Source organism: Natrinema sp. CBA1119, assembly GCF_002572525.1.
Classification (GTDB): Archaea; Halobacteriota; Halobacteria; order Halobacteriales; family Natrialbaceae; genus Natrinema.
Window position 1 is genome coordinate 1,330,267 of sequence record NZ_PDBS01000001.1, and the last position, 19,619, is coordinate 1,349,885.

The following is a 19,619-nucleotide window of genomic DNA, read 5'->3' on the forward strand; positions in this document are numbered from 1 at the left end:
CCGAGGTGGGTTCGAATGCGATTTGTTCGGTTGCGAGTTCGGCGTCTCCGCAGCTACTCCGCGAAGACGCCGGCGTCGACGCGATTACTCCGCGACGTGTTCGCCGAAGACGCGCGCGGCGTCGTCGGGAACGTCGAAGTCGTGGTAGTGTTCGCCCTTTACGCTCGAGAGGATGTTGAGTGCTGCGGCGGCCCCGTCACCGACGGCGATGGTGGCCTGCCACTCCTCGGGACGAACCATCGCGCCGGTCGCGTACGCGCCCGAGACGCTCGTCTCCATTTCAACGCCGACATCGACGGTATCCTCGTCGGTGAACGCCACGCCGAGATCCTCGGCCAGTTCGCGGTTCGCACCGGTCGCGAGGACGACGAAGTCGGCCTCGTAGCTGCCTGCCTCGGTCTCGACGGTAAAGCCGTCACCGGCTTCGCTGACGCCGGTCACTTCCTCGTCCTGGCGACGGTCGACGCCGAAGTCGTCGACCTGCTGTCGAGCCGTCGCCATGAACTCGCTGCCGCCGACCGAGCCGATGCCGAGGTAGTTGAACAGGTGGGCCTTGTGCATCCACGTCCCGTCGGTGTCGAACACCGACGTCTCGAGGCCGTTCTTCGCGGCGAAGAGGGCCGCACTCAGTCCGGCGGGGCCGCCGCCGACAACGATCACTGTCGCATCGTCCGTAGTCGTCTCATCGCTCATCGTAGTTACATAGTGTTACTGCAGAGGTATCAATCCCCAGCAACCCCGAAGCCACCACGTAACACCAGTGTCAGTGTCGTGAGTTTCCACGGATCATACGTTGGAACGGTCCCGTGAGCGGTGCCAACGGACATCACGACCTGCGCACGCAGGCTCAATCCATTCGCGTAACTCGCTCTTAGCACCGAATCCAACGGGAGAACTGTCGGCGGACGGCCCGGTGACGGCTTGCTCGAGGGCCAGACATCGCGCTCCAACAGACACATCCATGAACACCAGCCTCGAGGTGGAGTACTGGGTCGTCGACGACGCCGGCGACCTCGTCTCACCCGACACACTGCTCGACGTTTCGCCGCAGGTCGACCCCGAGTTCGTCGAGCCGATGCTCGAGATCAAGACGACCCCGTGTGGGTCGATGGCCGAACTCCGCGAGGAACTCGTCGGCCGAATCGGCCGCGTCGTCGACGCGGCACGCGATCGGAATAAGCGGCTCGTCCCGCTCGCGACGCCGCTGAACGTCGCACCCGCGGACATCCCCTACCGCGATAAGGAGGGGACCGACCTCCAGCGCCGGATCGTCGGGCCGGCGTTCGACGACGCCCGCGTCTGCGCCGGCACGCACGTCCACTTCGAGCGGTCGAACGTCGCCGACCAGCTCAACGCCCTGACCGCGATCGACCCGGCGTTCGCGCTGGTCAACAGTTCGGCACACTACCGCGGCGAACGCATCCTCGAGTGCGCCCGCCCCTTCCTCTACCGGCGCTCGTGTTACGAGACCTGCCCGGAACAGGGCCAGCTCTGGCCCTACGTCGACAGCGTCGCCGAGTGGGAGCAGCGCCTCGAGGACGCCTACGACTCGTTCCGCGAACGGGCGTTCGAGCGCGGCGTCGACCGGGCCACCTTCGAGAACGAGTTCAGCCCCTACGACGCGGTCTGGAACCCGGTCCGGCTGCGCAAAGCGATGCCCACGGTCGAGTGGCGCTCGCCCGACGCCGCCCTCCCGAGCCAAGTGCTCCGGCTCGCGGCCGAGGTGCGATCGATCGTCACCCGCGCGGACCAGCACGGGACGATTCGCGACGGGACGGCAGTACCCACCGAATCGGACGCGATCATCGAATCGAACGCCGTCACCGACGAACCGCTCCACCTCCCCACATTTGAGACCGTCGAATCGATCACCGACGCGGCGATTCGCGACGGCCTCGAGGGGGCGGAAGTCCGGCGCTACCTGCGCGGACTCGGATTCACGCCAGCGGAGTACGACCCGCTCGCGGACCGGATGACCGACTCGCGAATCACCGAGCGGCGCGCGAAGAAACTGCGGCTCCGGGCCGCCGATCGGCTCGAGGCCGACCTCGAACGCCGCCGCGTTCGAGCCTGACGAGATTAGCTATTTCCGTACCGGATATTCTGCTCGAGTCTCACTAGAAAGTAGCCACTGAACGTCAGTGCACATTCGATCGCACGATAGCTGTGCGATTAGTGTGTAAATAGTTGCATTTAGTACGAGAGTAGCACGGTTTCCATGAGTGAAAATATTCGTGCGACTCGGGATAAATATAGGCCATGGAGCGAATACTGATTTCACCAAAGACGCAGTAAAAGCTATCAGCAGATGAACCTACCATTCACACTTGTTACTCAGATCAGTACATCTAAATCCCGTCTCAAAAAACGCTAAGGAGAGAAACAGCGATATATGGTAACGTGAGACAACAAGAACTCATACATCTGCACGCGTTGCTGTTGGAAATACGGAGATATCTCGAACAAGAAGAGACGCTTCCTCCTGATGCATTTGCTGCCTACGACGCACAATCGGTTCGCCCCGCTCACATCCATTGTGGGAAAGAAGCACACAAGAAAGCGATTGCCCATCTACTGGGAGATCTCATCTATTCCGTGCAGAGACACCCCCACAAGATCACACGATAGTGTCAAAACATGAACTCGAGATTCGAGAAATTGGGTCCGATAGAAGTGACTGCCGTCGTGGCTGAAAACGTAAATTCGGCCGACGTGTGCGTTCTCTATCCCGCGGATGCGACCGACGAACAACTCGAAACGATATGGGTTCGTGCAGAGGAGGCTGACTATACCTGTGTCGCGGAGATGCGATAACGAGCGACCAGTACGTGGCCGGAAGCGAACGATCTCTCACTGACGGACTCGGTTTTCGGTACTCTTCCGAACGCCGAACTCGTATTCCTCTAGTAGCCACTGAAACGATGTACACGCTGATCGTAACGTACTCGTGCGATCAGGTGTGCAATGACGTTCAGTGGCTACTATATCTACTGGGATCGAAGCCGCTTGAGCCATCGCGCTCCCGTCCGAAGCGCCATCGAAACCTCGTCGCCGAACGAACACCGAGCCGGGTCGGTCTCACAGGGGTTGCCCATCGCGAGTTCCACCGTCGGCGAGCCACCCTCGAAGACGGCCGCGCTCGCGGTCGTCAACTGCCCGAACGCGTGGTCGTCCGTCTCGGGTTCGGGATGCCGACAGATCGACTCGTTTCCCGGCCCGTGCTCGTGATCCGCCGCGACCGCCCAGAGGTAGTCGCGGTCGATCTCGTCGCCTCCCGCCTCGAGCAGCGCCGTCGCTCGCTCCCGGCGGCGGCGAGAGCTCTCGGTCGATGCTGAGCGCGACAGCACGAAGTGATTCGTCCGGGCGACGGCCCCGTCGTCGGCGACCGCGATCCGCTCTTCGATCGGGTTCACCTCGAGTAAGACGGCGTCGGTTCCGTCCGCCAGAAACAGCGTCTGGGCCATCAGTTGCCGCGTCGGGATCGACTCGAGGAGTTCGTGAGCGTCCGCGACGGTTGCACATTCCTCGAGCACGCGCCGGACAACGGTGCCGTTGCGGAACTGCGCCTCGGGCTCGATATCGTCCCGGTTCGCGTCGATGTAGGTGTTCGCGGCGACCACCCCCCGATCGTTCACGCCCTTGTAGAGCATGACCGTCCCGCAGGTGTCGACGGTCAGAAAGCCGTGGTAGCCGTCGATCGACGGCTGTTCGACGACCGATTTGGGGCGGGCACCCCGGCCGGCGATATCGCGGTTCTTGAGCACGAGTGAGCCGTCTCGTCCGGTCCGCGACGGCGACACGAGCGCGTTCGTACAGCCGCGCGAGGGGTCGGCGGCCGGCTCGGCGGCCAGTTCGTCACAGAGGTCGCTGTACGCGAAGGCGTAGACCTCGTAGATCTCGGGATCGACGTCGAGCGTCTCGACCATCGCCTCGTAGGACCGCACGTGTCGGTCGGGCATGCTCTCCCGACTGCGACGCGCGTACTCGAGCAGCGGCTCGAGGTCGACCTCCCGAGCGTCGATCAGGGACTCGAGTTTGGCGACAGCCCACTCGACGGCCTCGCGTTCAGTGTCGGCGCGCCGGCGAGCCTGGTCGGCGAACGTGTCCGGTTCGGACGGCGCGTCCGGGCCGGTGAACGCGACCGGCTCGAGGTCGGTGTCGTCCATACCGTCGGAAGGTGATCCAGCGGGTTGTATCGTGGGCCTGAACGGGAGGCCCAGGTACAGGTGGGAGCGGAGATTGTCGGCTCGAGCGGCGGCAACCGAGCGCGGGCGACAGCGAGGGCTACCGGGAAAGTTTCGGGATTCGAAAGGGTGTACACGTGTCGGCAGCGGGATAGCGATCGTCGTGCGTGCGTCGCGATGATCGGTGCGTCCCCCGTATCCCCTGTGATGCCAGCGATTGGCTCTGCCGACGTTCTATATAACGTTAGTGGCCGACATTAGTGTACCGGAACAAGTCAATTTTTAAACAAAACTGAGTGAAGACGTGTTCCCCCCTTCGGTCGATCGTCGTTCTCGAGTGTCTGCTGAGAGTCACGAACGGTCTCGATCTCCGTCTCGATTTCGCTCCACATCCCTCGTCAAACGACGATTGAACCGGGACAGAGCAGTTCAGTCGTGTCGGTATCCGAGCGCCAGCACGGCAATGAGTAATCCGACGACGGAGGCACCGACTCCGAATCCAGGGATACCGTCATCATCGCTGGAGTCAGAGTCGGACGCCGTGTCGGACCCAGTCTCGGACTCTACGGACAAAACGTTCGGTCTCTCTTCGTGGAGGTGCCACGTGGCAGTGTTTCCATCGACCGTCAGCGCGTTTGAGTCCGGCACCTCTCCGGGCATATTGATGACGTACGGCATCTCGCTAAACGTATCGTCTACTTCTGGCTCTTCGACGTTACCGATTTGCATGGAGACCGTTCCGTTCTCCGCCGTTAGCACCGTGTCATCGAAATTCTCTTGATCGAAATGCGAGAATCGTATTCGTTCGTTTCATATTTCACGATTTACGCTCTACCTGTTAGATACAGAGTTTTCTCTCGAGAGCCCCCTCATCGATCGAGTCGTCTCGGTGCGTTCGCCGTCGCCCGGCGACCGGATAACCGACACGGTCGCTCGAGCGGATCAACGCCAGTGAGGCAAACCGATCCGCACCCACGATCCGAGCGACAGGTTCCCCGAACCGATCGAAGCGAGCGGTGGGGGCTCGGCTCGAGGCCAGCGGAAGAGTATATCGGCGACGAGAAACTACGGCGTCACGACGGCTGGTACTATTTCAACGTCTATAGTAGCCACTGCAAGTCAATGCACATGATCGCACGACAGTAGCGCGGTTCGGAGCGAGCGCGGTTCGGAGCGAACGGAGTGAGCGAGAACCGCGGGGATGCGAACGGCGAGCGAAGCGAGCCGTGAGCGAGCACCGCGAGCGAGAACCGCGGACTGTGCGATCGGTGTGTAAATCGTTTCAGTTGGTACTATAGGGGCACATGGATGCTCTGGCTGCACAATCCTACGTGGCAAAATAGTCCGCTCGAGCGATATACCACTGCTCCGGTGGCACGGTGACGGTGATCACCGTGAGACCGAGCAAGCGGAAATCCCGATTGATACTATCTTCTGAATAAGTGAGTCTCTGCCTCCGTAATCACTTATTTCCCTCCAATTCAGAATCAATCATGAAACCGTTCATAGGCCGATGTCTGACGCACGTCATTAGAGGAACATCCGGTTTTATGTGGTAGTTCCTGACATCGGAGATTGTGCAACCGACTCAATCACTCAGTCTGAAGATCGTGGACAAAGTCGCCGAACGTGAAGGAGTCCAACCGGAAGAGCTCACCCCACCGATCCACTACGCGATTAACACGGACGCACTCGACTCACTCTATGACGCAAGCGACTCCGACAGGAGTCCGTCTCGAGTCGAATTCGTCTACAACGGCTACACGGTGACAGTCGATAGTACAGGCGACGTAGCTCTCGAGAACCGCGTAGCGGCCCTCGATCCCGATAAAACCGCAGTGTGACCCGCTCTGATACACGGGACTGAGATTCGATCTCTTACGAGTCCATTTCAACAACGGTCTCAGTAGTGACCTCGAAAGCCACTGCTCGAGTCGAAAGCGTCTCGGCGGTCTCTCGGCGCTGCTCGAGCGTGCGGTCATCGCGCTTGAGGACCTGACGTGACAGTTAATCGTATCGATCCGCATCCGCCGAGGCTCGCCGTGTTCGTCAAACTCGAGGCAGATCCCATTTTTCTCGAGCCGGGTTCGATCTTAACGAGTGCTCTCGCTCGCGAATGTGTCGTGGTCGAACGCGGGCACGATGGGAGTATGAACTACGCCGTCGGCTCGCTCCGCTCGCCGCCGTCTAGTTCAAATCCCCGGTGCCGTTACTGCTCACGTTGTTCGCAGATAACGGGCACGATGGGTATCGGTGATTCCGGGGTCAGAGACCGTCTTTTGAGCGTTCATGGATTTCATAGGTCTGGAAGGTGGTTGCTGCGCTGTTCGGCCTGTTCGCGGTCAGAACGGCGGTCGTAGTGCCGATCGAGGATGTCCTCGCTCGCGTTGAGTTGATCCTTGACGACCCGACGAGGGACATCCTCTCGTCGATAGTAGGTTACGCGACCGCTGCGAAGGTCGTGCGGCGATCGAGACGAGGGACACTTACTCGCGTGATCGAGATGGGTTGCATCGCACTCGTCGACATCTCGGTCATGCGGGCACGGTTCACCGCGCCAGCAAGGCCGCGTGACGCGGTACAGCGTCTTCCGCAACGTGTTCCCCGCCGGACGCCCGTACTCCGTCGTGAGTAGGGGTTCACGGCCGTGGTCGTCCGTAATATCGTGGCGATGGTACTCAATGTAATCCTCGATGTAGCGAGCCGTTTTCTCGCTAATTCGGTTCCATCGGGTCCCCTGATCCTGATTCTTCAAGGGAGTCCCCGTCTCGGGTCGGTGTACGTAGTGAATCGCCGGACCCGACATGCGGGGATGCGATCCGTCCAAGTCGAGATCTCGAAGGTCGAGTCCGCGAACGGCACCCGTTCGCGCACCGGTCCGCCACAGGAGCATCACGATGAGGTGATTCCGCGAAGCCGGATGTGCGCGCTCGAGGTACTCGAGGATCGATATCGCCCGGTCAGGGTTCAGCGTCGAATCCGACACGTCTTCGCCGTTCTTCATCGTCGGCAGCGTGACCTGCTCGTACAGCTCCGGGTCCACGGCATCGATGTTAGCCGCGAATCGGAGGAACCGCCGTAACGTCGCGAGCTGGCCTTTGAGTGTGACCAGTTTGATTGATTCTCGATCGTCGCCCTTCCCTTCGCGACGCCACGTTCGGTACTTGTAGATATCTCGGCCGGTGAGTTCGTTCAGATTCTCGAGTTCGTATTCATCACAGAACTGTACGAACGCCCGTAGCCGGTGTTTTGCGCTCTTTCGCGTCGATACTGCGTGTTCGTCACGCATCGCATCGTGATACATCTCGATCGCCTCGTGAGGGGCAATCGGCTCGAGGTCCTGATTCATCGAGCCACCTCGAGCGTATCGCTGTTATTACAGTATCCGGTACTCTTACCGTGGTAGCGTTCCAGTTTCGTCATGGTCTCACAGTTGTGGGACCGCGGACGAACCGCGTGCGCCGCTTGTTGGTCCAGGGGGCGCACGCGGCTGCCGTCCGTCGGCTGATTAGTACGACAGTACCCGACTCTCTTAGTCGTCGGAGTGCGGTTTCCGTTATTTCCGATAACAGTCGCTTTCGGTGACTGACTCGCGCTCGAGAGTGTTGAGCGGCGGTTCTCCATGATTCCGATAGTTCCGATATCGGAACTCGAGGCGGCCGTGGGCTGTGGGCCGTGGGCCGATCGATGCGGTCTATCGGGGGCTTTATCCCCCGGAGCGTTGCGCAAATACATGCTTCCGTACCGATGATACGGAGGCCAGGCGGGCCGGTGCCCCTAACACCGGGTCCGCGTTTCTGACGAGGACCCGACCGGGCAGCGGCGGGTCCGTCTAGCTTCCGTTAGCGCCACCGAAACATCCCACTCACTTATATTTAACCGACCGTTCGTTAATCTGTGGTGAATCAAATGTTACTGCCAGTAACTCCAATCAGTATTGATAAAATGCCAGTATGGGACGTGACTGTATGCGAAGACCGAGGGTATCGTGGATGACGCAAGCCGATGACCGCATCCTCGAGACCCTCGCGGACACCGATCTGATCCTGTCTCCTCGCGTTCTTGAGGCGAATATCGACTATTCGCGGCACTATCTGAGTACGCGACTCGGGAAGCTTCGCGATGCCGGGCTCGTCGATCGCGTCGACGAGGGGCTGTACCGGATCACCGACCGCGGCCGTGCGTATCTCGAGGGAGAACTTGAGGCCGAAGAATTGGAAAAATAGCCCTACAATCTATCGAACCGTCCCCAGACTCCGCGCCGCATCCGCCGAGACGACGATATCTTGTTCCGAGAACCGAACCCCGCCGCCGGCCACGTCGTCGATCAAATCAGCCAGTCCCTCGAGATATTCCCGATTTCGATCCTCTCGAAGCGTGAGCGTTGCTTTCCCCGCGTGTTCGGTGGCCCGATTCTCGAGATAGGCATAGACAAACTGTTCGCGAACGCTCGCGGGCGCGTCGCTGAGATATGGCGGGAGTGAGAGTTCCTGGTCGGCTTTCGGGCCGACTGGAGCGCCGAGTACTGCGAGCACGCGACCGAGGACCGTCCCGTCGTCAGTGGGGCGGGCTTCGTCTGCCCGGCCGTCGCGATCGTCGACGACCGTGTACTCGACACCAGCCAGCTCGAGGGCGTCGAAGACGTGGCTCTCCTCGCCGCGGTGGTTGATCGCAAAGCTCGGCTGGTAGAACTGCTCGGCGATCGAACCACCCGAAAAGATGTTCGCGACGAGCGTATTGAGCGCAGTGAACTCGGGGTCGTCGTAGCCAGCCTCGAGCCAGCCGTAGTCGTGGGCGGTTTCGATCGCTCGGGCCGCGTCGGGAGCGCCCCCGTCGAGCCACGGACGGATGCGCCCCCGCGGAAGTTCGAGCGCTGTCGAGATTGCACTCGAACCCTTGTTCGGGTGGCGACTCGCGTAGTCGAGTACGCGTCGGTAGTCTTCGACGGCGTCGAATGGGTCGGCATAAGAGGGCGTGTTGTAGGTGCGCGCGATTTCTTTCTCACCGAGAATCGGTCCGTCGCTCGACATGGATGTATCCAGTGACCGGGTCGGCAAATCCGTACCGGTTTTGCGAGTGATTAGCTAATCGCCAGATAGCGGCGATTCAAGGACCCTTTGTAAGGCTTCTGTCAGACGCTGCTTATCAGAATTGAAACCGTCTAATTAGTGTTATTTCTTTACTATCAGGTGAATATATATGATGCTGATAGAGTCGTAGCTATTAGCATCGGACGACGGCGGCTCGAGAAAACGGAGACACGAGGGTTGATTCCATTCCCCTATCCGCACCTTCGATTCTACGAGGGGGCGGATAAGCCTTCTCACCGTTCAATCGTCGGTGCGTTAGCAAATCATGGATTTGAAAGACTACAGCAACAAATTAGTTGGCGACGATGAACAGCGCGCAGTGTCACCTGTCATAGGGGTCATACTGATGGTGGCCATAACTGTGATTCTTGCCGCTGTTATTGCGGCGTTCGTGCTGGATATGGGGCAAAGTCAGAGCGCACCTTCGAATGCGGGTGTCAATGTTGAGAACAATAGTAACAGCACTTACGACGTGACGTATACCCAAGAAGGCAGCAACGTGAATCAGATTGGATGTACGAATGGTAGTGATTGGAATACCACATCCGAGATCGGTGACACTATCATTTGTGCAGAGGGCAGCAGTGTCGTTGCATCCGGTGACGAGGGTAATACGACTATCCAGTCGAACCTTGGAAGCTAAATAGAGGCTTAGCAGCCAATTTGGACCGTATTTTTCATTGACAGTCAGACATGTAGCTGTTTTCGCTGTAGTAATTGGGTTCGAACAACGGTCAGTGATATTTTTGTTCGATTGAGCCGTCCAAGTATATTTATGGAAGGAATTGGATGTAATGAACTTTAGGTGGTCATACTCTGCCTCAAGCCGACCATAGTGGTGGTAGTGTCGATAAACCACATCCCACCACTACCAACACATCAGATTTTGGACACCGTCTTAGTCCTGTCCGAAGTACTCCTTTGGACAGGGTTTCGATTTCAGCAAATCACCTGAAAGCGGCGCTTCAAGCTGACGCTGTAAGGGTTCCGTCAGACACTGCTTATCAATTGTGATGTTCACCAATTCATGAGATTCCTTGACTATCAGGTGAATATATATGGATCCGGTGACCAGTCTCCGTTAGCATCGGTAAGGCGGCTTGAGAAATCAGGGACACAAGATTGATTCCATTCCACTTGGTCCGCAGTTCTCCTCTTCGAAAGGGAGACAAAGACTTTCTCACCGTTCACATCCGATGTGGATGAACAATGATAGATGGGAAATCGGTACGGAGAATGTTGATTGGATCGGACGATGAACGTGCAGTGTCACCGGTCATAGGGGTCATACTGATGGTGGCCATAACTGTGATCCTCGCAGCCGTGATCGCAGCGTTTGTACTAGATATGGGGCAAAGTCAGAGTGCACCAACCAATGCTGGCGTGAATGTTGAGGAGAATGACAATGGGAATTACGACGTGACGTATACGCAAGGTGGAGATAACGTGGAAAGTATTGGGTGTAATAATGGAGGTAGCACTCCTGATTGGAACGCCACATCCGAAGTCGGAGGAACTATTGTTTGCCATCCAGGTAGTAGCGTCGTCGCATCGGGCGGAGATGGTAATACGACCATCCAGTCGAACCTTGGAAGCTAAATAAATTCCTGCGGTCATTACAGACCGCCTTTTGCTGACTGGCTGTCGGAGATACGAACGGTAGGAGTTCTTTATTAGTTTGAGGCTAGTTCTACGAGTCATAGTTTAAACGAGTATATGCATGGGTGCCGATTTGCGTCGCTCGTAGGAGAATGACCGATTCGGGCTCTATGACTGCGAGATGAAAGGTAACGAGATCACGGCGATGGCTGACCAAATTCGTTCTGATTCTATGCACCTTCGCGGCCCTCAGCCCACGGCAAGGTGCATACATCGAGGCGTCCCAACACATCTGCGTGTGATCTCATGGAGTCGAATCTGGAACCGGGTTCCAGCGGTCTCGGTCACGCGTCGATCCCCTCGACGAGCTCGAGCGACCACTGGCCGTCGTCGATGTGACGGATGTGGATGTGATAATCGCCGTCGATCTCGCCGTTCTCGTCGAGAAGGCCCTCGACGCGCATGTCGTCTTTCGGGAGCGTAATCCCGACCGAGTCTCGGTCTAACTGGCGAAGTTTGTTTAGCGCCATATCCGGCGGGCAACCCGCCCTCTGATAAAACTTGGTGACTATCTGGAATACCAAGGGATCACCGCCGGAACCCTCCGGTATTCCGAAGTATTTCGAAGAGAGGGGTTGCGGACCGAGCGTATGGCACTTAGCCTACCATCAAACGCAGTACCAGGCGCGGTACGGCGTGAAGACGGCATAGACCTAATCGACAGCGTGCTCGCGCCGCTGTTCGTTCTTGCAACGATCTCCGTTGCAGCAGTCGGAACGTTCAGCCTCGGGGCACCGTTCAACACCGGTTTCGACGGCGTCCTGTACAGTTCGCAGGGGACGGAGGTTACCTACGGCTTCCTCGTCTCGATGATCACCGTGATCGTGGCGTGGGTCACGAACGGCCAGACGACCATCGAGGACTACACCGACATGGAGACGGTCACGCTCCTGCTGATGTTCATCCTGAACATCCTCTCGGCGCTCGTCCCGGCCGTCTCGCACGCTGTCGCTTCGATGTGGCCGCTCGGCTGGTTCATGGTGTTTCTGAACGGTGCCGGGTTCTACCTGATCGCCTACAAGTAAACCGGAGGTACAGTACATGAGTGAGCAATTTTCGACGGTGCAGCGTCTCGGGTTCGTGCTGTTAGTCGCGGTGGTCGCGACTGTCGGGCTCGCGGCGATCGGCGGCGCACAGACCGCGGACTACTCGACCAACGAAACGGTCGAACTTACGAACGAAACCGAGCCCATCACCGTCTCGCTCGAGTGGAACGAGACGATAGACGACCCGGCGAACACGTCGGCCACCGTCACGTTCTACAACGAGACAGAGTACGCGAACGACTCGGCGAACGCGACGGTCGCGCTCGAGGACACGATCGCCGCGAACGCGAGCAATACGAGCGCGGTCGAATACAACCAGTCTGACTCTGGCCTTGAACTCGACAGCGAGTACCGAGTGGTCGTCACCGGGAACGCCTCGGCGATCGACAGCGCGAGCATCGAGGACAGTTCCGGGTTCCTCGGCGGCGTCTTCCCGTCCGGCGGCGGCGGTGATCTCGGCGGCGGGATGCTCGCCGGGCTCGCCGTGGTCGGACTCGCCGTGATCGGCGCGGCCGTCTACGTGATTCGGGATTAGCGAGGTTCGATTCATGACTTCCAACATTTTCGACGGTACGGCGGTGTGGAATAGATCGGTGATGCTCGCGTACATTCTGACAGCTAGCGCGTCGGTGGTCGTGCTCGCGCTGGCGATCGCGGGGGGCGTCTGATGTCGGCCCAAAGCCCACGGCTGGCACAGCGAGCGTTTACGTTCCTGCTCGCGATCCTGCTCGTCGGCTCGATGGTCGCGCCGATCGCGGCGGCGGGGACGGCCTCGGCGACGACTACGACGACGGCGGGGACGACCTCGAGTCTCGACGTCCGCGAGGACTGCGGAGCGGCGGCGAAATTCGCTTTCCCGAGGTCCTGCCACGCGGCGGAAATGGTCTTCGGGTCTGTCGATGAGAGTCAATCGGCGGATCAGATCGAAACAGACCTGCACGTTTCGGGGCAGTCGGTCTATGAGAGCTGGGAGTCTCATGATACGGTCTATCAGAACTACCTACAAGACACCGGAACGCTCGCCTCGCTCGAGGCGCGCAACGCGATCGCCGACGCCTATGAGAACAACGAGTCGGCAACAGCTGCACAGGCCGCCGGACAAGCGGCCATAAATGACTACTACTCAACTCACGAAAAGAGCCTTCTCGAGATTCAGGCACAGCATTCAGCGCGTCTCTGGTACCTGATGAACGTGTCTGATAATACGAGTGAGATTGATAACAACTTCGTCCACGTCTGGCCGTTCTCAGGCGACGTGCAAAGCTACGGAGCCGACGGAATGGCGACCGAACAATGGACGCTCTCGAACGGCACGACCTACGACCATCAAACCCTTGATGTGTCGTATTCGACAACCGCCGATATCCCCACTCTCGAGAACAAGTACGAGCAGTACAATCCTGAGCAGGACCGCTGGAAGTTCGAGAAAAGCGGGAATATGAACGGTGCAAGTTGGAACGGCGGTGTTGGCGTCATGAACGCGCCTGCGGCCAGCCTGCCCCCGGAGACGGTCTACGACTTTCGGTTAGTCGCGGATCGTCTCTATGAGCTACGAGAGCAGGCGGACACGGTCCAGAGCAACTACGGCGACGGTGTCGCTGAGGACCTGTACGCGTCGATGGACTCCGGCGAACTGGACCCGAATGACGTGCGCGGAGCAGAGGGAATGGTTCGCTATATGTCCGGTGACGACGGTTCGGGCGTGACTGAGGACCGCTTTAATCTCGCGCTCCGGTCTACGCTCAACCTCGCGAGTGGCGATCTCGATTCGACAATGGTTGTTGACTTCGAGGGCGCTACCGAGAAGGCCCGTAACGCCTCTGATGACGGTTCGGTGACCTACGACTATAACAACGTGAACGAGACGTATGAGGGGCTTCTGTTCTCCTCAGAAACGCCGGATGGAGGCTTCGAGAAGGGGACTGAGTACAACGTCAGCAACTTCAACGGGACCATGTCGATGCTGTACGACGGCGGGTCATCTGAGGCGACCTTCTACCGAGGGAACTTCACAATCACAGAGATATACGACGGGGACGGAAACGCCGTCAATCAGACTGATTGGAGTGATCCGACGTATGACGAGTACAACGCGAGCGAGTTCGTCGCCGCGCTCGAGGATGCGAGCGAACAACGGGCTCAGATCACCGCAGACGACTCGAGCGGCGGTGACGGCGACGGCCCCGGCCCGATCTTCGGCGGCGGGGACTGGCTCGAGGGCGGCGGCGGCGGGTTGCTCGGACTCGGCATCATCGGTGTCGTCATCCTCGCTGTGTTCGGCATCGTTACCGACGCTATCCCGGGTCTGGGGAACAACTGACCATGCGGCGTTTTTTAATTGTTGCTACGGTCGTAGCGCTGGCGCTCGCGATGGGCATGGGCGTTGGGCCAGCCGTCGCGCAGAGTAACGAGACCGCGGCGAACCAGTCGAGCGGCGAGCAGGTCGCAGAGGCCGACGGGGACCGCGTTCGGATCATCGACAACGAGACGCGAGTCGTGGATTGGAGTTACGAGCCCGGCCGGTTCTCACTCGAGATCGAGGCCGACGAGCCGACCACGATCAGTATCACCGAATCGGGGGCCTTCGAGGAAGGCGCAAAGAGCTTCAACTACGGCGAGCGGGAGTTAGACGAGGGAACGCAGACGGTCACGTTCATGGTTTCGCCGCGACAGGGCGAGAAGGGCGCGGCCGTCGCGATCGCCACCCAGAAGTCGCTCGACGCGGGCGGCGGCGCGATCGTCTCGACCGGGACGGTTCAGGCCAACCCGTTCCGTCACTTCGGCGGTGAGACGGGGCTGTTCTCGGGCGTTCTCATCTCTGTCGGCTGCGCGGCGCTCGGTGCCTGGTACGTCGTCCGCTCCGAGGAATCCGGGGTGGTCGAGGCATGAGCGACACGAGCGGCACCTTCGGGAACTGGAAGGACCGACTTACCTACGTCGTCGCCGAGGCGCAGCTGCTCGTGTTCGCAGTGCTGTTCTCGCTCGGCGTTGCGATCCTCTGGATTCGGCCGTCAGTGCCGGGTATCCCGCCGATATTCTTCGGGTGGTTCGCGGCGCTGATCCTGTTAGGACCGCCGCTGATAGCCATATTCGTCACGGGGGCCCGGAAGCTCCGCGACCGGCGAATGACGACGGTCTACCACATCAATGGCGTCGATGACGTGAGAAAGAAATACTACGTCGAGCCGGAGTTGTGGAGCCAGAAGACCGTCGAGGGGCCGTCGCCGCACGTCTGCAACGACGGCGATGCCTTCGAAGTCCGCGAGTTCACGTATCACGAGGATATTGGCAAGTTGGTCGTTCGAGGCTGCTACATGTCGCAGATGGCCGACTCGAAACTCGTCACGACGAAGACCATGCTCGAGGACATCCACGGTGATCTCGTCGAGGCGTTTCTTGAGCTGAACCAGCTACGCGGGCGAATCAGCAAGATGGGACTGCAGATCCAGGGCGACGTGATCAACGAGGAGGCCGAGGCCGACGAGCGCGGATTAATGAACCCGCGGACGGCCGTCAAAGATCGGTTCGAATCGGCCAAGGAGGACGCCGCTGCGTCGGACGATGACGAGATTCAAGACGTGGGGCAGTACGTCGACGAGTACACTGAGGGACACGGACCGAGAACGCCTGTCAGAGCAGAGGAATCGGCCACAGAACAGGCTGCAGCTACCGATGGAGGACATGAATCATGAAGGGATTCACCGACCGAGAGAAGGCGATTGTTGCGTGGGCACTGGCTGTCGGTATCGTCGTGGGCTTGTGGGCGGGACTGTTTATGCTCCCGGCCGAGGCCCTGGACGTACCGACCAACGTGCGGGAGACCTCTCACGGAGAGACGCTCGAGCGAGCGGTCTATCTGCCGGTTCCGCGGATATTCTTCGCCGTGACGGTCACTGCGCCGGTTCTGGCCGGCTGGTACAGCTACTCTCGGCTTTGGACTGAGCCGAGCGAGGAAACGGAGGATGACGCACAGAACGCAGTTTCCGACGGAGGAACGAACCAATGAGATACATCCATGACGGGAAGATACGGAATCAGACGATAGATCCGCCTGCATTGTTCGTTTTCGATGAATCGGACACTGCCGGGACAGGCCGGACAAACACCGGGCTCAGGACGGCACTACTGAAGCAGCGGAAAACAGAGTCGACGCCGCTGCTCATTGGTCACGAACCGAGTCGATGGAGGTGGACTGACTGATGAGCGACGAGCAAGACAACTACACAGTCGGTGGCTTTCGCGAGTATCAGGACGGGAACCTCGAGCGCGACCCCGAAGAAGTCCTTCGGCATTCGGGGTTCGTTCGCGACGAACAGGTGGACCGGCAGCTAGCGATGCGAGCGATTCATCACGACACGGAACGCTGGCAGACGAAGCCCGCGAAGGACTACATGGCAGTCGGCAAGAATCGGAAGATCCTGCAGGCCGAAGGAAGCGAAACGGCCCGTCAGGCGCTCGAGAACGGCGACACGCTCACACTGAAGCACTACATCGGCGATCCGTCTCAGGAGGCCGACCTCGCCGGAATCAAGGCCGTCACGCGCCTGCAGGAGATCGTCGCCGGACCCGCACCGGTAATCGTCCTACTCGGCGAGATGGGAGACGGGAAGACCGATTTCTCTGGGCTGTTGGGCCAGCTCCGTGAGCGGTGGGTCGACGGGAATCTTCTCGTCGGTTCGAACATCCGCACGCTCGAGCGGACGAACCGATGGGTCCGCGACGATGGCTCGGTAGAAGACGGCTGGATTCCGAACTATCCGCTGCTCGAGGAGTGGGTCAGTCAAGACGGTGATCCGGTCGAGAACCCGCAGCAGCCGAAGCTATTCATCGGCGACGAGTTCTCGACGAATGCCAGCGGAACCGGCGAAGACGGTCACAAGGTGCGAAAACTGATGGGACCGCTCGTGTTCAAGATCCGCAAGTACGGCGGCGCGCTCATCTATATCGGCCACGACGAGAGTTCGATTCATCCGATGCTCTGGCGCGTCGGCACGATCATCAAAAAGACCTCGCAGAAGTCCGCGGTCGTCGCCGATCGAGTCTCGAACGGGAGCCTCGTCGACGTGGATCCGCGCCCGCTCGAGGGCATTCCGCCGACTGACTGGTCGTTCAACACGAACGACGAGGCCGACTGGAGTTGGTCCGCGCCTGGAGGCGACGAGAAAGACGAGGCGATCGCCGAGAAAGACGTGAAACGAGTCGCTGCCTGGACGATGGAAATCTGCCGTCGACAGGGAATGTCGTCACGTGCAACCGCCGAATTCGTGCCGTACAGTCACGCTACCGTCTCAAATTGGTGGGACGATATCGACGAGGGCGGCGAAAAGGCGGAATGGGTTTCCACAGTCGAACAGGTGATCGCATGACTGCGTCGGGGTGTCAAGCTGTAAAGCGTAACCGTCCCCCATTTAGAGTAGCCCATAGCCCACCACGCTCGCTCCCGACCGGGAGCGAAGCGAGCGATGGGCGCACGGCTCGAGGCCAGCGGAGGAGTATATATATCGGCGCGCGACGCGCGTGGTCCGCGTGAATCGGTCGAAACGGGCGAACCACTTCGGGACCGCCGTCGAGAAACGGATGGCTGAGAAGAGACGCTTCGATCTCGAGCGGGCCAGCTGGCACGACGCGAGATTCGGGAATGGAACGCCGGTCGAGATTAAGTCCACGATGCACGAGCATTCCGACGGCCAGCCCGGTAACTGGAAGGTCTACCGAGAATACCACGAGAAACTCCGGCGTCACGACGGCTGGTACTGCTTCGCCGTCTACCGGCCACATGGGCGGTCAGGCTGTACGATTCTCTGTGATAAGATGGTCCGCTCGAGCGATCTCCCGCTACTCCGATGGCACGGTGGCGGCGATCACCGCGGGACCGAGCAAGCGAAAATCGCGATCAATACCATTTTTTGACAAAACGGTAGGTGGGGAATGCCTCCGAATGGGCGGGGGAGAGGATCCACGGAGGCGCTAAGTTGTTTTTGGATATCACTATTGATTGTTTCGGTTGGTATAAGATAATCAACAAGACTATATCTACGAGATTCAAAGTTGCAAATGGCGGGGGAGAAGATTCGGTCGCTGCCTGACTGAATTTATCCGACTGCGAGACAGACGGAACCTCGCCGCACCTGAGATCGGTTCACCGTGAAGTCAATAGCCAAATTGTCAAACTCGATCTCAAACCCACCCACTTGACACACCACCTATGGGGGGTGGGGGCTCCGGCGCTGGCCCCTGGCCGGCGCTTCTCGAGACGAAAACTCAATCAGTAGTAACAGCGATATCTGTATCGACTTCGAACGTCACCGCCCGAGTCGAGAGCGTCTCGGCGATCTCCCGGCGCTGCTCGAGTGTGAGGTCGTCGCGCTCGAGGACGCGCCGAGCTGCGGAGACCAGCGCGTCCACATCGTTGCACGCGAACGCGATCGCGTTCGATCGGTTGCAGTCGTAGAAGCGGGAAGCTTTCTGGATGGCATCGAAGCGCCATTCGTTACCGTCGTCGGTCCGGACACGCACCGATCCGGGAGTCTCGTTGTGAGACATGGCCGTGAACACAACCCGCCTATCCTAGTTTTTTCGGTTCACTCAAACGGTCTCAGTTTATAAAGAGGGGTTCGGGACCGCCGTGATCGTTGCGGTCACCGGTACGTTCTCATGGGCGATGGGCCGAATATGAACACAACCGGTACTCGGTTCGTGTTCATATCGAGGAAATCGTTCTTCGCGACGTGCAACTCCAGGGGGGAGGAAATACATCTACTCGAAATATGGTTACATCCCCATATGCCACTTCTACCGATAGAATAATCATATCTGGATTTTATATGAGATAGTAACAAATGTCTATAGGAAATGATGAATTGGAGATTCACATTGAGGAATTAGAGGAAAGAGCCGAAGATATTGAACATCATCTCACAATATTCTTTGATGGTGTGAAAAATTATCCAGCGGGCAAGAACACCCTTGGTCACCAGCTATTTTCTTGGCAAACGCCACAAGGGGATACAAAAAAGGCTCAAAGAGAAGCAAGGGAAAAGTACGAAATCTGGCATACAGCTGCTAGGCCTCTGGTAGATGATTATTTACCTCAGAGATTGAATGATTTCGATTCTAAGTATGATGGCTTCAAAGAAATCATCTCTCTGAGGGTTGATGCAAAGATAGGGAGTAAAGATGTATTTGACAAAGCTATTGATTTGTTTGATCAACAGAGAAATCTTGTGAAAGCGCTTCCTGCAAAAGTGAAAAGCGAAAAATTCCGCGCACGTGAGCAGATTTCGAGTAGGTTAACCCGAGACGAAATTCAACAAGCGCGCCAATTATTTAACAATGATTTTATTCGGGCTAGTGGTGTCGTTGCAGCAGTTGCCTTAGAACGACATCTATTGACTATGTGTGAAAATTCAAATGAAGTAGATAATTATGACCCCACTCACGGGATTTCTCGACTTGCTCAAACACTAAAGGATGCTGGTGTTATTGATAAGACAATATGGAATGACCTTAGAGCACTAGCTAGCATTCGTGAGACTTGTGCTCATGCAGAAGAGCCCGAAAAAGAGGCTGTTAGACGTCTTATTAATGATACCGAAGATTTCATCCGATCACTGAATAATTAGGACCAGATAGCAGGGTGC

At 58.4% G+C, this 19,619-nt stretch carries 23 protein-coding genes; 16 read left to right on the forward strand and 7 right to left on the reverse strand.

Features of this window, described 5'->3' with window-relative positions; all coding sequences use genetic code 11:
* Nucleotides 1–84: 84 nt before the first annotated feature.
* The gene (locus CP556_RS06500) at nt 85–693 is read right to left on the reverse strand and encodes an NAD(P)/FAD-dependent oxidoreductase (RefSeq protein WP_098724867.1); all 609 of its coding nucleotides are present in this window, start codon (nt 691–693) and stop codon (nt 85–87) included.
* Between the two features lie 268 nt (nt 694–961).
* On the opposite strand from CP556_RS06500, the gene CP556_RS06505 reads away from it, so the two are divergent.
* The 3 genes from CP556_RS06505 to CP556_RS27535 all read left to right on the forward strand — a co-directional run bounded on the left by CP556_RS06505 (nt 962) and on the right by CP556_RS27535 (nt 2,814).
* Nucleotides 962–2,074, forward strand: a complete 1,113-nt coding sequence (locus CP556_RS06505) for a glutamate--cysteine ligase family protein (RefSeq protein WP_098724868.1) — start codon at nt 962–964, stop codon at nt 2,072–2,074.
* Nucleotides 2,075–2,400: 326 nt separating this feature from the next.
* Nucleotides 2,401–2,628 (forward strand): UPF0058 family protein, encoded by a 228-nt coding sequence (locus CP556_RS06510; protein WP_098724869.1) that lies wholly within the window; start codon nt 2,401–2,403, stop codon nt 2,626–2,628.
* Nucleotides 2,629–2,637: 9 nt separating this feature from the next.
* On the forward strand, nt 2,638–2,814 hold the full coding sequence (locus tag CP556_RS27535; RefSeq protein ID WP_486187771.1) for a DUF7511 domain-containing protein: 177 nt from the start codon (nt 2,638–2,640) through the stop codon (nt 2,812–2,814).
* A gap of 173 nt (nt 2,815–2,987) precedes the next feature.
* Here the strand turns inward: CP556_RS27535 and CP556_RS06515 are convergent, their stop codons facing one another.
* The gene (locus CP556_RS06515) at nt 2,988–4,166 is read right to left on the reverse strand and encodes a C45 family autoproteolytic acyltransferase/hydrolase (protein WP_098724870.1); all 1,179 of its coding nucleotides are present in this window, start codon (nt 4,164–4,166) and stop codon (nt 2,988–2,990) included.
* A gap of 447 nt (nt 4,167–4,613) precedes the next feature.
* Entirely contained in the window at nt 4,614–4,943 is a 330-nt protein-coding gene (locus CP556_RS06520; RefSeq protein WP_098724871.1) for a hypothetical protein, read from the reverse strand.
* A gap of 818 nt (nt 4,944–5,761) precedes the next feature.
* Between CP556_RS06520 and CP556_RS06525 the strand changes: the two genes are divergently transcribed.
* On the forward strand, nt 5,762–6,028 hold the full coding sequence (locus CP556_RS06525) for a HalOD1 output domain-containing protein (RefSeq protein ID WP_255291417.1): 267 nt from the start codon (nt 5,762–5,764) through the stop codon (nt 6,026–6,028).
* A gap of 452 nt (nt 6,029–6,480) precedes the next feature.
* Here the strand turns inward: CP556_RS06525 and CP556_RS06530 are convergent, their stop codons facing one another.
* Nucleotides 6,481–7,533, reverse strand: coding sequence for a tyrosine-type recombinase/integrase (locus tag CP556_RS06530; RefSeq protein ID WP_098724873.1), 1,053 nt, complete (start codon nt 7,531–7,533; stop codon nt 6,481–6,483).
* Between the two features lie 643 nt (nt 7,534–8,176).
* On the opposite strand from CP556_RS06530, the gene CP556_RS06535 reads away from it, so the two are divergent.
* Nucleotides 8,177–8,410 (forward strand): helix-turn-helix domain-containing protein, encoded by a 234-nt coding sequence (locus CP556_RS06535; protein WP_098724874.1) that lies wholly within the window; start codon nt 8,177–8,179, stop codon nt 8,408–8,410.
* Nucleotides 8,411–8,419: 9 nt separating this feature from the next.
* Here the strand turns inward: CP556_RS06535 and CP556_RS06540 are convergent, their stop codons facing one another.
* On the reverse strand, nt 8,420–9,214 hold the full coding sequence (locus CP556_RS06540; RefSeq protein ID WP_098724875.1) for a hypothetical protein: 795 nt from the start codon (nt 9,212–9,214) through the stop codon (nt 8,420–8,422).
* A gap of 325 nt (nt 9,215–9,539) precedes the next feature.
* On the opposite strand from CP556_RS06540, the gene CP556_RS06545 reads away from it, so the two are divergent.
* Nucleotides 9,540–9,917, forward strand: a complete 378-nt coding sequence (locus tag CP556_RS06545) for a type IV pilin N-terminal domain-containing protein (protein ID WP_098724876.1) — start codon at nt 9,540–9,542, stop codon at nt 9,915–9,917.
* A gap of 566 nt (nt 9,918–10,483) precedes the next feature.
* Entirely contained in the window at nt 10,484–10,873 is a 390-nt protein-coding gene (locus CP556_RS06550) for a type IV pilin domain-containing protein (protein WP_098724877.1), read from the forward strand.
* Between the two features lie 344 nt (nt 10,874–11,217).
* Here CP556_RS06550 and CP556_RS06555 read toward each other — a convergent pair whose 3' ends face one another.
* A complete protein-coding gene (locus tag CP556_RS06555) occupies nt 11,218–11,403 on the reverse strand; it encodes a DUF8053 family protein (protein WP_098724878.1) in 186 nt (61 codons plus the stop codon).
* Between the two features lie 120 nt (nt 11,404–11,523).
* Here CP556_RS06555 and CP556_RS06560 point away from each other — a divergent pair, with 120 nt between their 5' ends.
* From CP556_RS06560 to CP556_RS06600, 8 genes are all read left to right on the forward strand, one after another.
* Nucleotides 11,524–11,958: a DUF8023 family protein gene (locus CP556_RS06560; protein WP_098724879.1), complete on the forward strand. Its 435-nt coding sequence runs from the start codon at nt 11,524–11,526 to the stop codon at nt 11,956–11,958.
* Nucleotides 11,959–11,974: 16 nt separating this feature from the next.
* Entirely contained in the window at nt 11,975–12,514 is a 540-nt protein-coding gene (locus tag CP556_RS06565) for a hypothetical protein (protein WP_098724880.1), read from the forward strand.
* Nucleotides 12,515–12,646: 132 nt separating this feature from the next.
* Nucleotides 12,647–14,299 carry an Env/VP5 family phage fusion protein gene (locus CP556_RS06570; protein ID WP_098724881.1) on the forward strand — a complete coding sequence of 551 codons (1,653 nt, stop codon included), beginning with the start codon at nt 12,647–12,649 and terminating at the stop codon, nt 14,297–14,299.
* Nucleotides 14,300–14,301: 2 nt separating this feature from the next.
* A complete protein-coding gene (locus CP556_RS06575; RefSeq protein ID WP_098724882.1) occupies nt 14,302–14,868 on the forward strand; it encodes a DUF8063 family protein in 567 nt (188 codons plus the stop codon).
* A complete protein-coding gene (locus tag CP556_RS06580; RefSeq protein ID WP_098724883.1) occupies nt 14,865–15,671 on the forward strand; it encodes a hypothetical protein in 807 nt (268 codons plus the stop codon). Before CP556_RS06575 ends, CP556_RS06580 begins: the two co-directional genes overlap by 4 nt.
* A complete protein-coding gene (locus tag CP556_RS06585; protein ID WP_098724884.1) occupies nt 15,668–15,985 on the forward strand; it encodes a hypothetical protein in 318 nt (105 codons plus the stop codon). Before CP556_RS06580 ends, CP556_RS06585 begins: the two co-directional genes overlap by 4 nt.
* Nucleotides 15,986–16,178: 193 nt before the next feature.
* Nucleotides 16,179–17,345, forward strand: a complete 1,167-nt coding sequence (locus CP556_RS06595; RefSeq protein ID WP_098724886.1) for a hypothetical protein — start codon at nt 16,179–16,181, stop codon at nt 17,343–17,345.
* Between the two features lie 160 nt (nt 17,346–17,505).
* Nucleotides 17,506–17,889 carry a PD-(D/E)XK family putative nuclease gene (locus tag CP556_RS06600; RefSeq protein WP_098727308.1) on the forward strand — a complete coding sequence of 128 codons (384 nt, stop codon included), beginning with the start codon at nt 17,506–17,508 and terminating at the stop codon, nt 17,887–17,889.
* A gap of 351 nt (nt 17,890–18,240) precedes the next feature.
* Here CP556_RS06600 and CP556_RS06605 read toward each other — a convergent pair whose 3' ends face one another.
* Entirely contained in the window at nt 18,241–18,522 is a 282-nt protein-coding gene (locus CP556_RS06605; protein ID WP_098724887.1) for a DUF7692 domain-containing protein, read from the reverse strand.
* A 296-nt stretch (nt 18,523–18,818) separates the two neighbouring features.
* Between CP556_RS06605 and CP556_RS25220 the strand changes: the two genes are divergently transcribed.
* Nucleotides 18,819–19,601 (forward strand): hypothetical protein, encoded by a 783-nt coding sequence (locus CP556_RS25220; RefSeq protein ID WP_141551643.1) that lies wholly within the window; start codon nt 18,819–18,821, stop codon nt 19,599–19,601.
* Nucleotides 19,602–19,619 lie beyond the last annotated feature (18 nt).

Coding starts and splice junctions, on each gene's coding strand:
- CP556_RS06500 (WP_098724867.1), bottom strand. CDS start 693: ATGAGCGATGAGACGACTACGGACGATGCGACAGTGATCGTTGTCGGC.
- CP556_RS06505 (WP_098724868.1), top strand. CDS start 962: ATGAACACCAGCCTCGAGGTGGAGTACTGGGTCGTCGACGACGCCGGC.
- CP556_RS27535 (WP_486187771.1), top strand. CDS start 2,638: ATGAACTCGAGATTCGAGAAATTGGGTCCGATAGAAGTGACTGCCGTC.
- CP556_RS06515 (WP_098724870.1), bottom strand. CDS start 4,166: ATGGACGACACCGACCTCGAGCCGGTCGCGTTCACCGGCCCGGACGCG.
- CP556_RS06530 (WP_098724873.1), bottom strand. CDS start 7,533: ATGAATCAGGACCTCGAGCCGATTGCCCCTCACGAGGCGATCGAGATG.
- CP556_RS06535 (WP_098724874.1), top strand. CDS start 8,177: ATGACGCAAGCCGATGACCGCATCCTCGAGACCCTCGCGGACACCGAT.
- CP556_RS06540 (WP_098724875.1), bottom strand. CDS start 9,214: ATGTCGAGCGACGGACCGATTCTCGGTGAGAAAGAAATCGCGCGCACC.
- CP556_RS06545 (WP_098724876.1), top strand. CDS start 9,540: ATGGATTTGAAAGACTACAGCAACAAATTAGTTGGCGACGATGAACAG.
- CP556_RS06550 (WP_098724877.1), top strand. CDS start 10,484: ATGATAGATGGGAAATCGGTACGGAGAATGTTGATTGGATCGGACGAT.
- CP556_RS06555 (WP_098724878.1), bottom strand. CDS start 11,403: ATGGCGCTAAACAAACTTCGCCAGTTAGACCGAGACTCGGTCGGGATT.
- CP556_RS06560 (WP_098724879.1), top strand. CDS start 11,524: ATGGCACTTAGCCTACCATCAAACGCAGTACCAGGCGCGGTACGGCGT.
- CP556_RS06565 (WP_098724880.1), top strand. CDS start 11,975: ATGAGTGAGCAATTTTCGACGGTGCAGCGTCTCGGGTTCGTGCTGTTA.
- CP556_RS06570 (WP_098724881.1), top strand. CDS start 12,647: ATGTCGGCCCAAAGCCCACGGCTGGCACAGCGAGCGTTTACGTTCCTG.
- CP556_RS06575 (WP_098724882.1), top strand. CDS start 14,302: ATGCGGCGTTTTTTAATTGTTGCTACGGTCGTAGCGCTGGCGCTCGCG.
- CP556_RS06580 (WP_098724883.1), top strand. CDS start 14,865: ATGAGCGACACGAGCGGCACCTTCGGGAACTGGAAGGACCGACTTACC.
- CP556_RS06585 (WP_098724884.1), top strand. CDS start 15,668: ATGAAGGGATTCACCGACCGAGAGAAGGCGATTGTTGCGTGGGCACTG.
- CP556_RS06595 (WP_098724886.1), top strand. CDS start 16,179: ATGAGCGACGAGCAAGACAACTACACAGTCGGTGGCTTTCGCGAGTAT.
- CP556_RS06605 (WP_098724887.1), bottom strand. CDS start 18,522: ATGTCTCACAACGAGACTCCCGGATCGGTGCGTGTCCGGACCGACGAC.
- CP556_RS25220 (WP_141551643.1), top strand. CDS start 18,819: ATGTCTATAGGAAATGATGAATTGGAGATTCACATTGAGGAATTAGAG.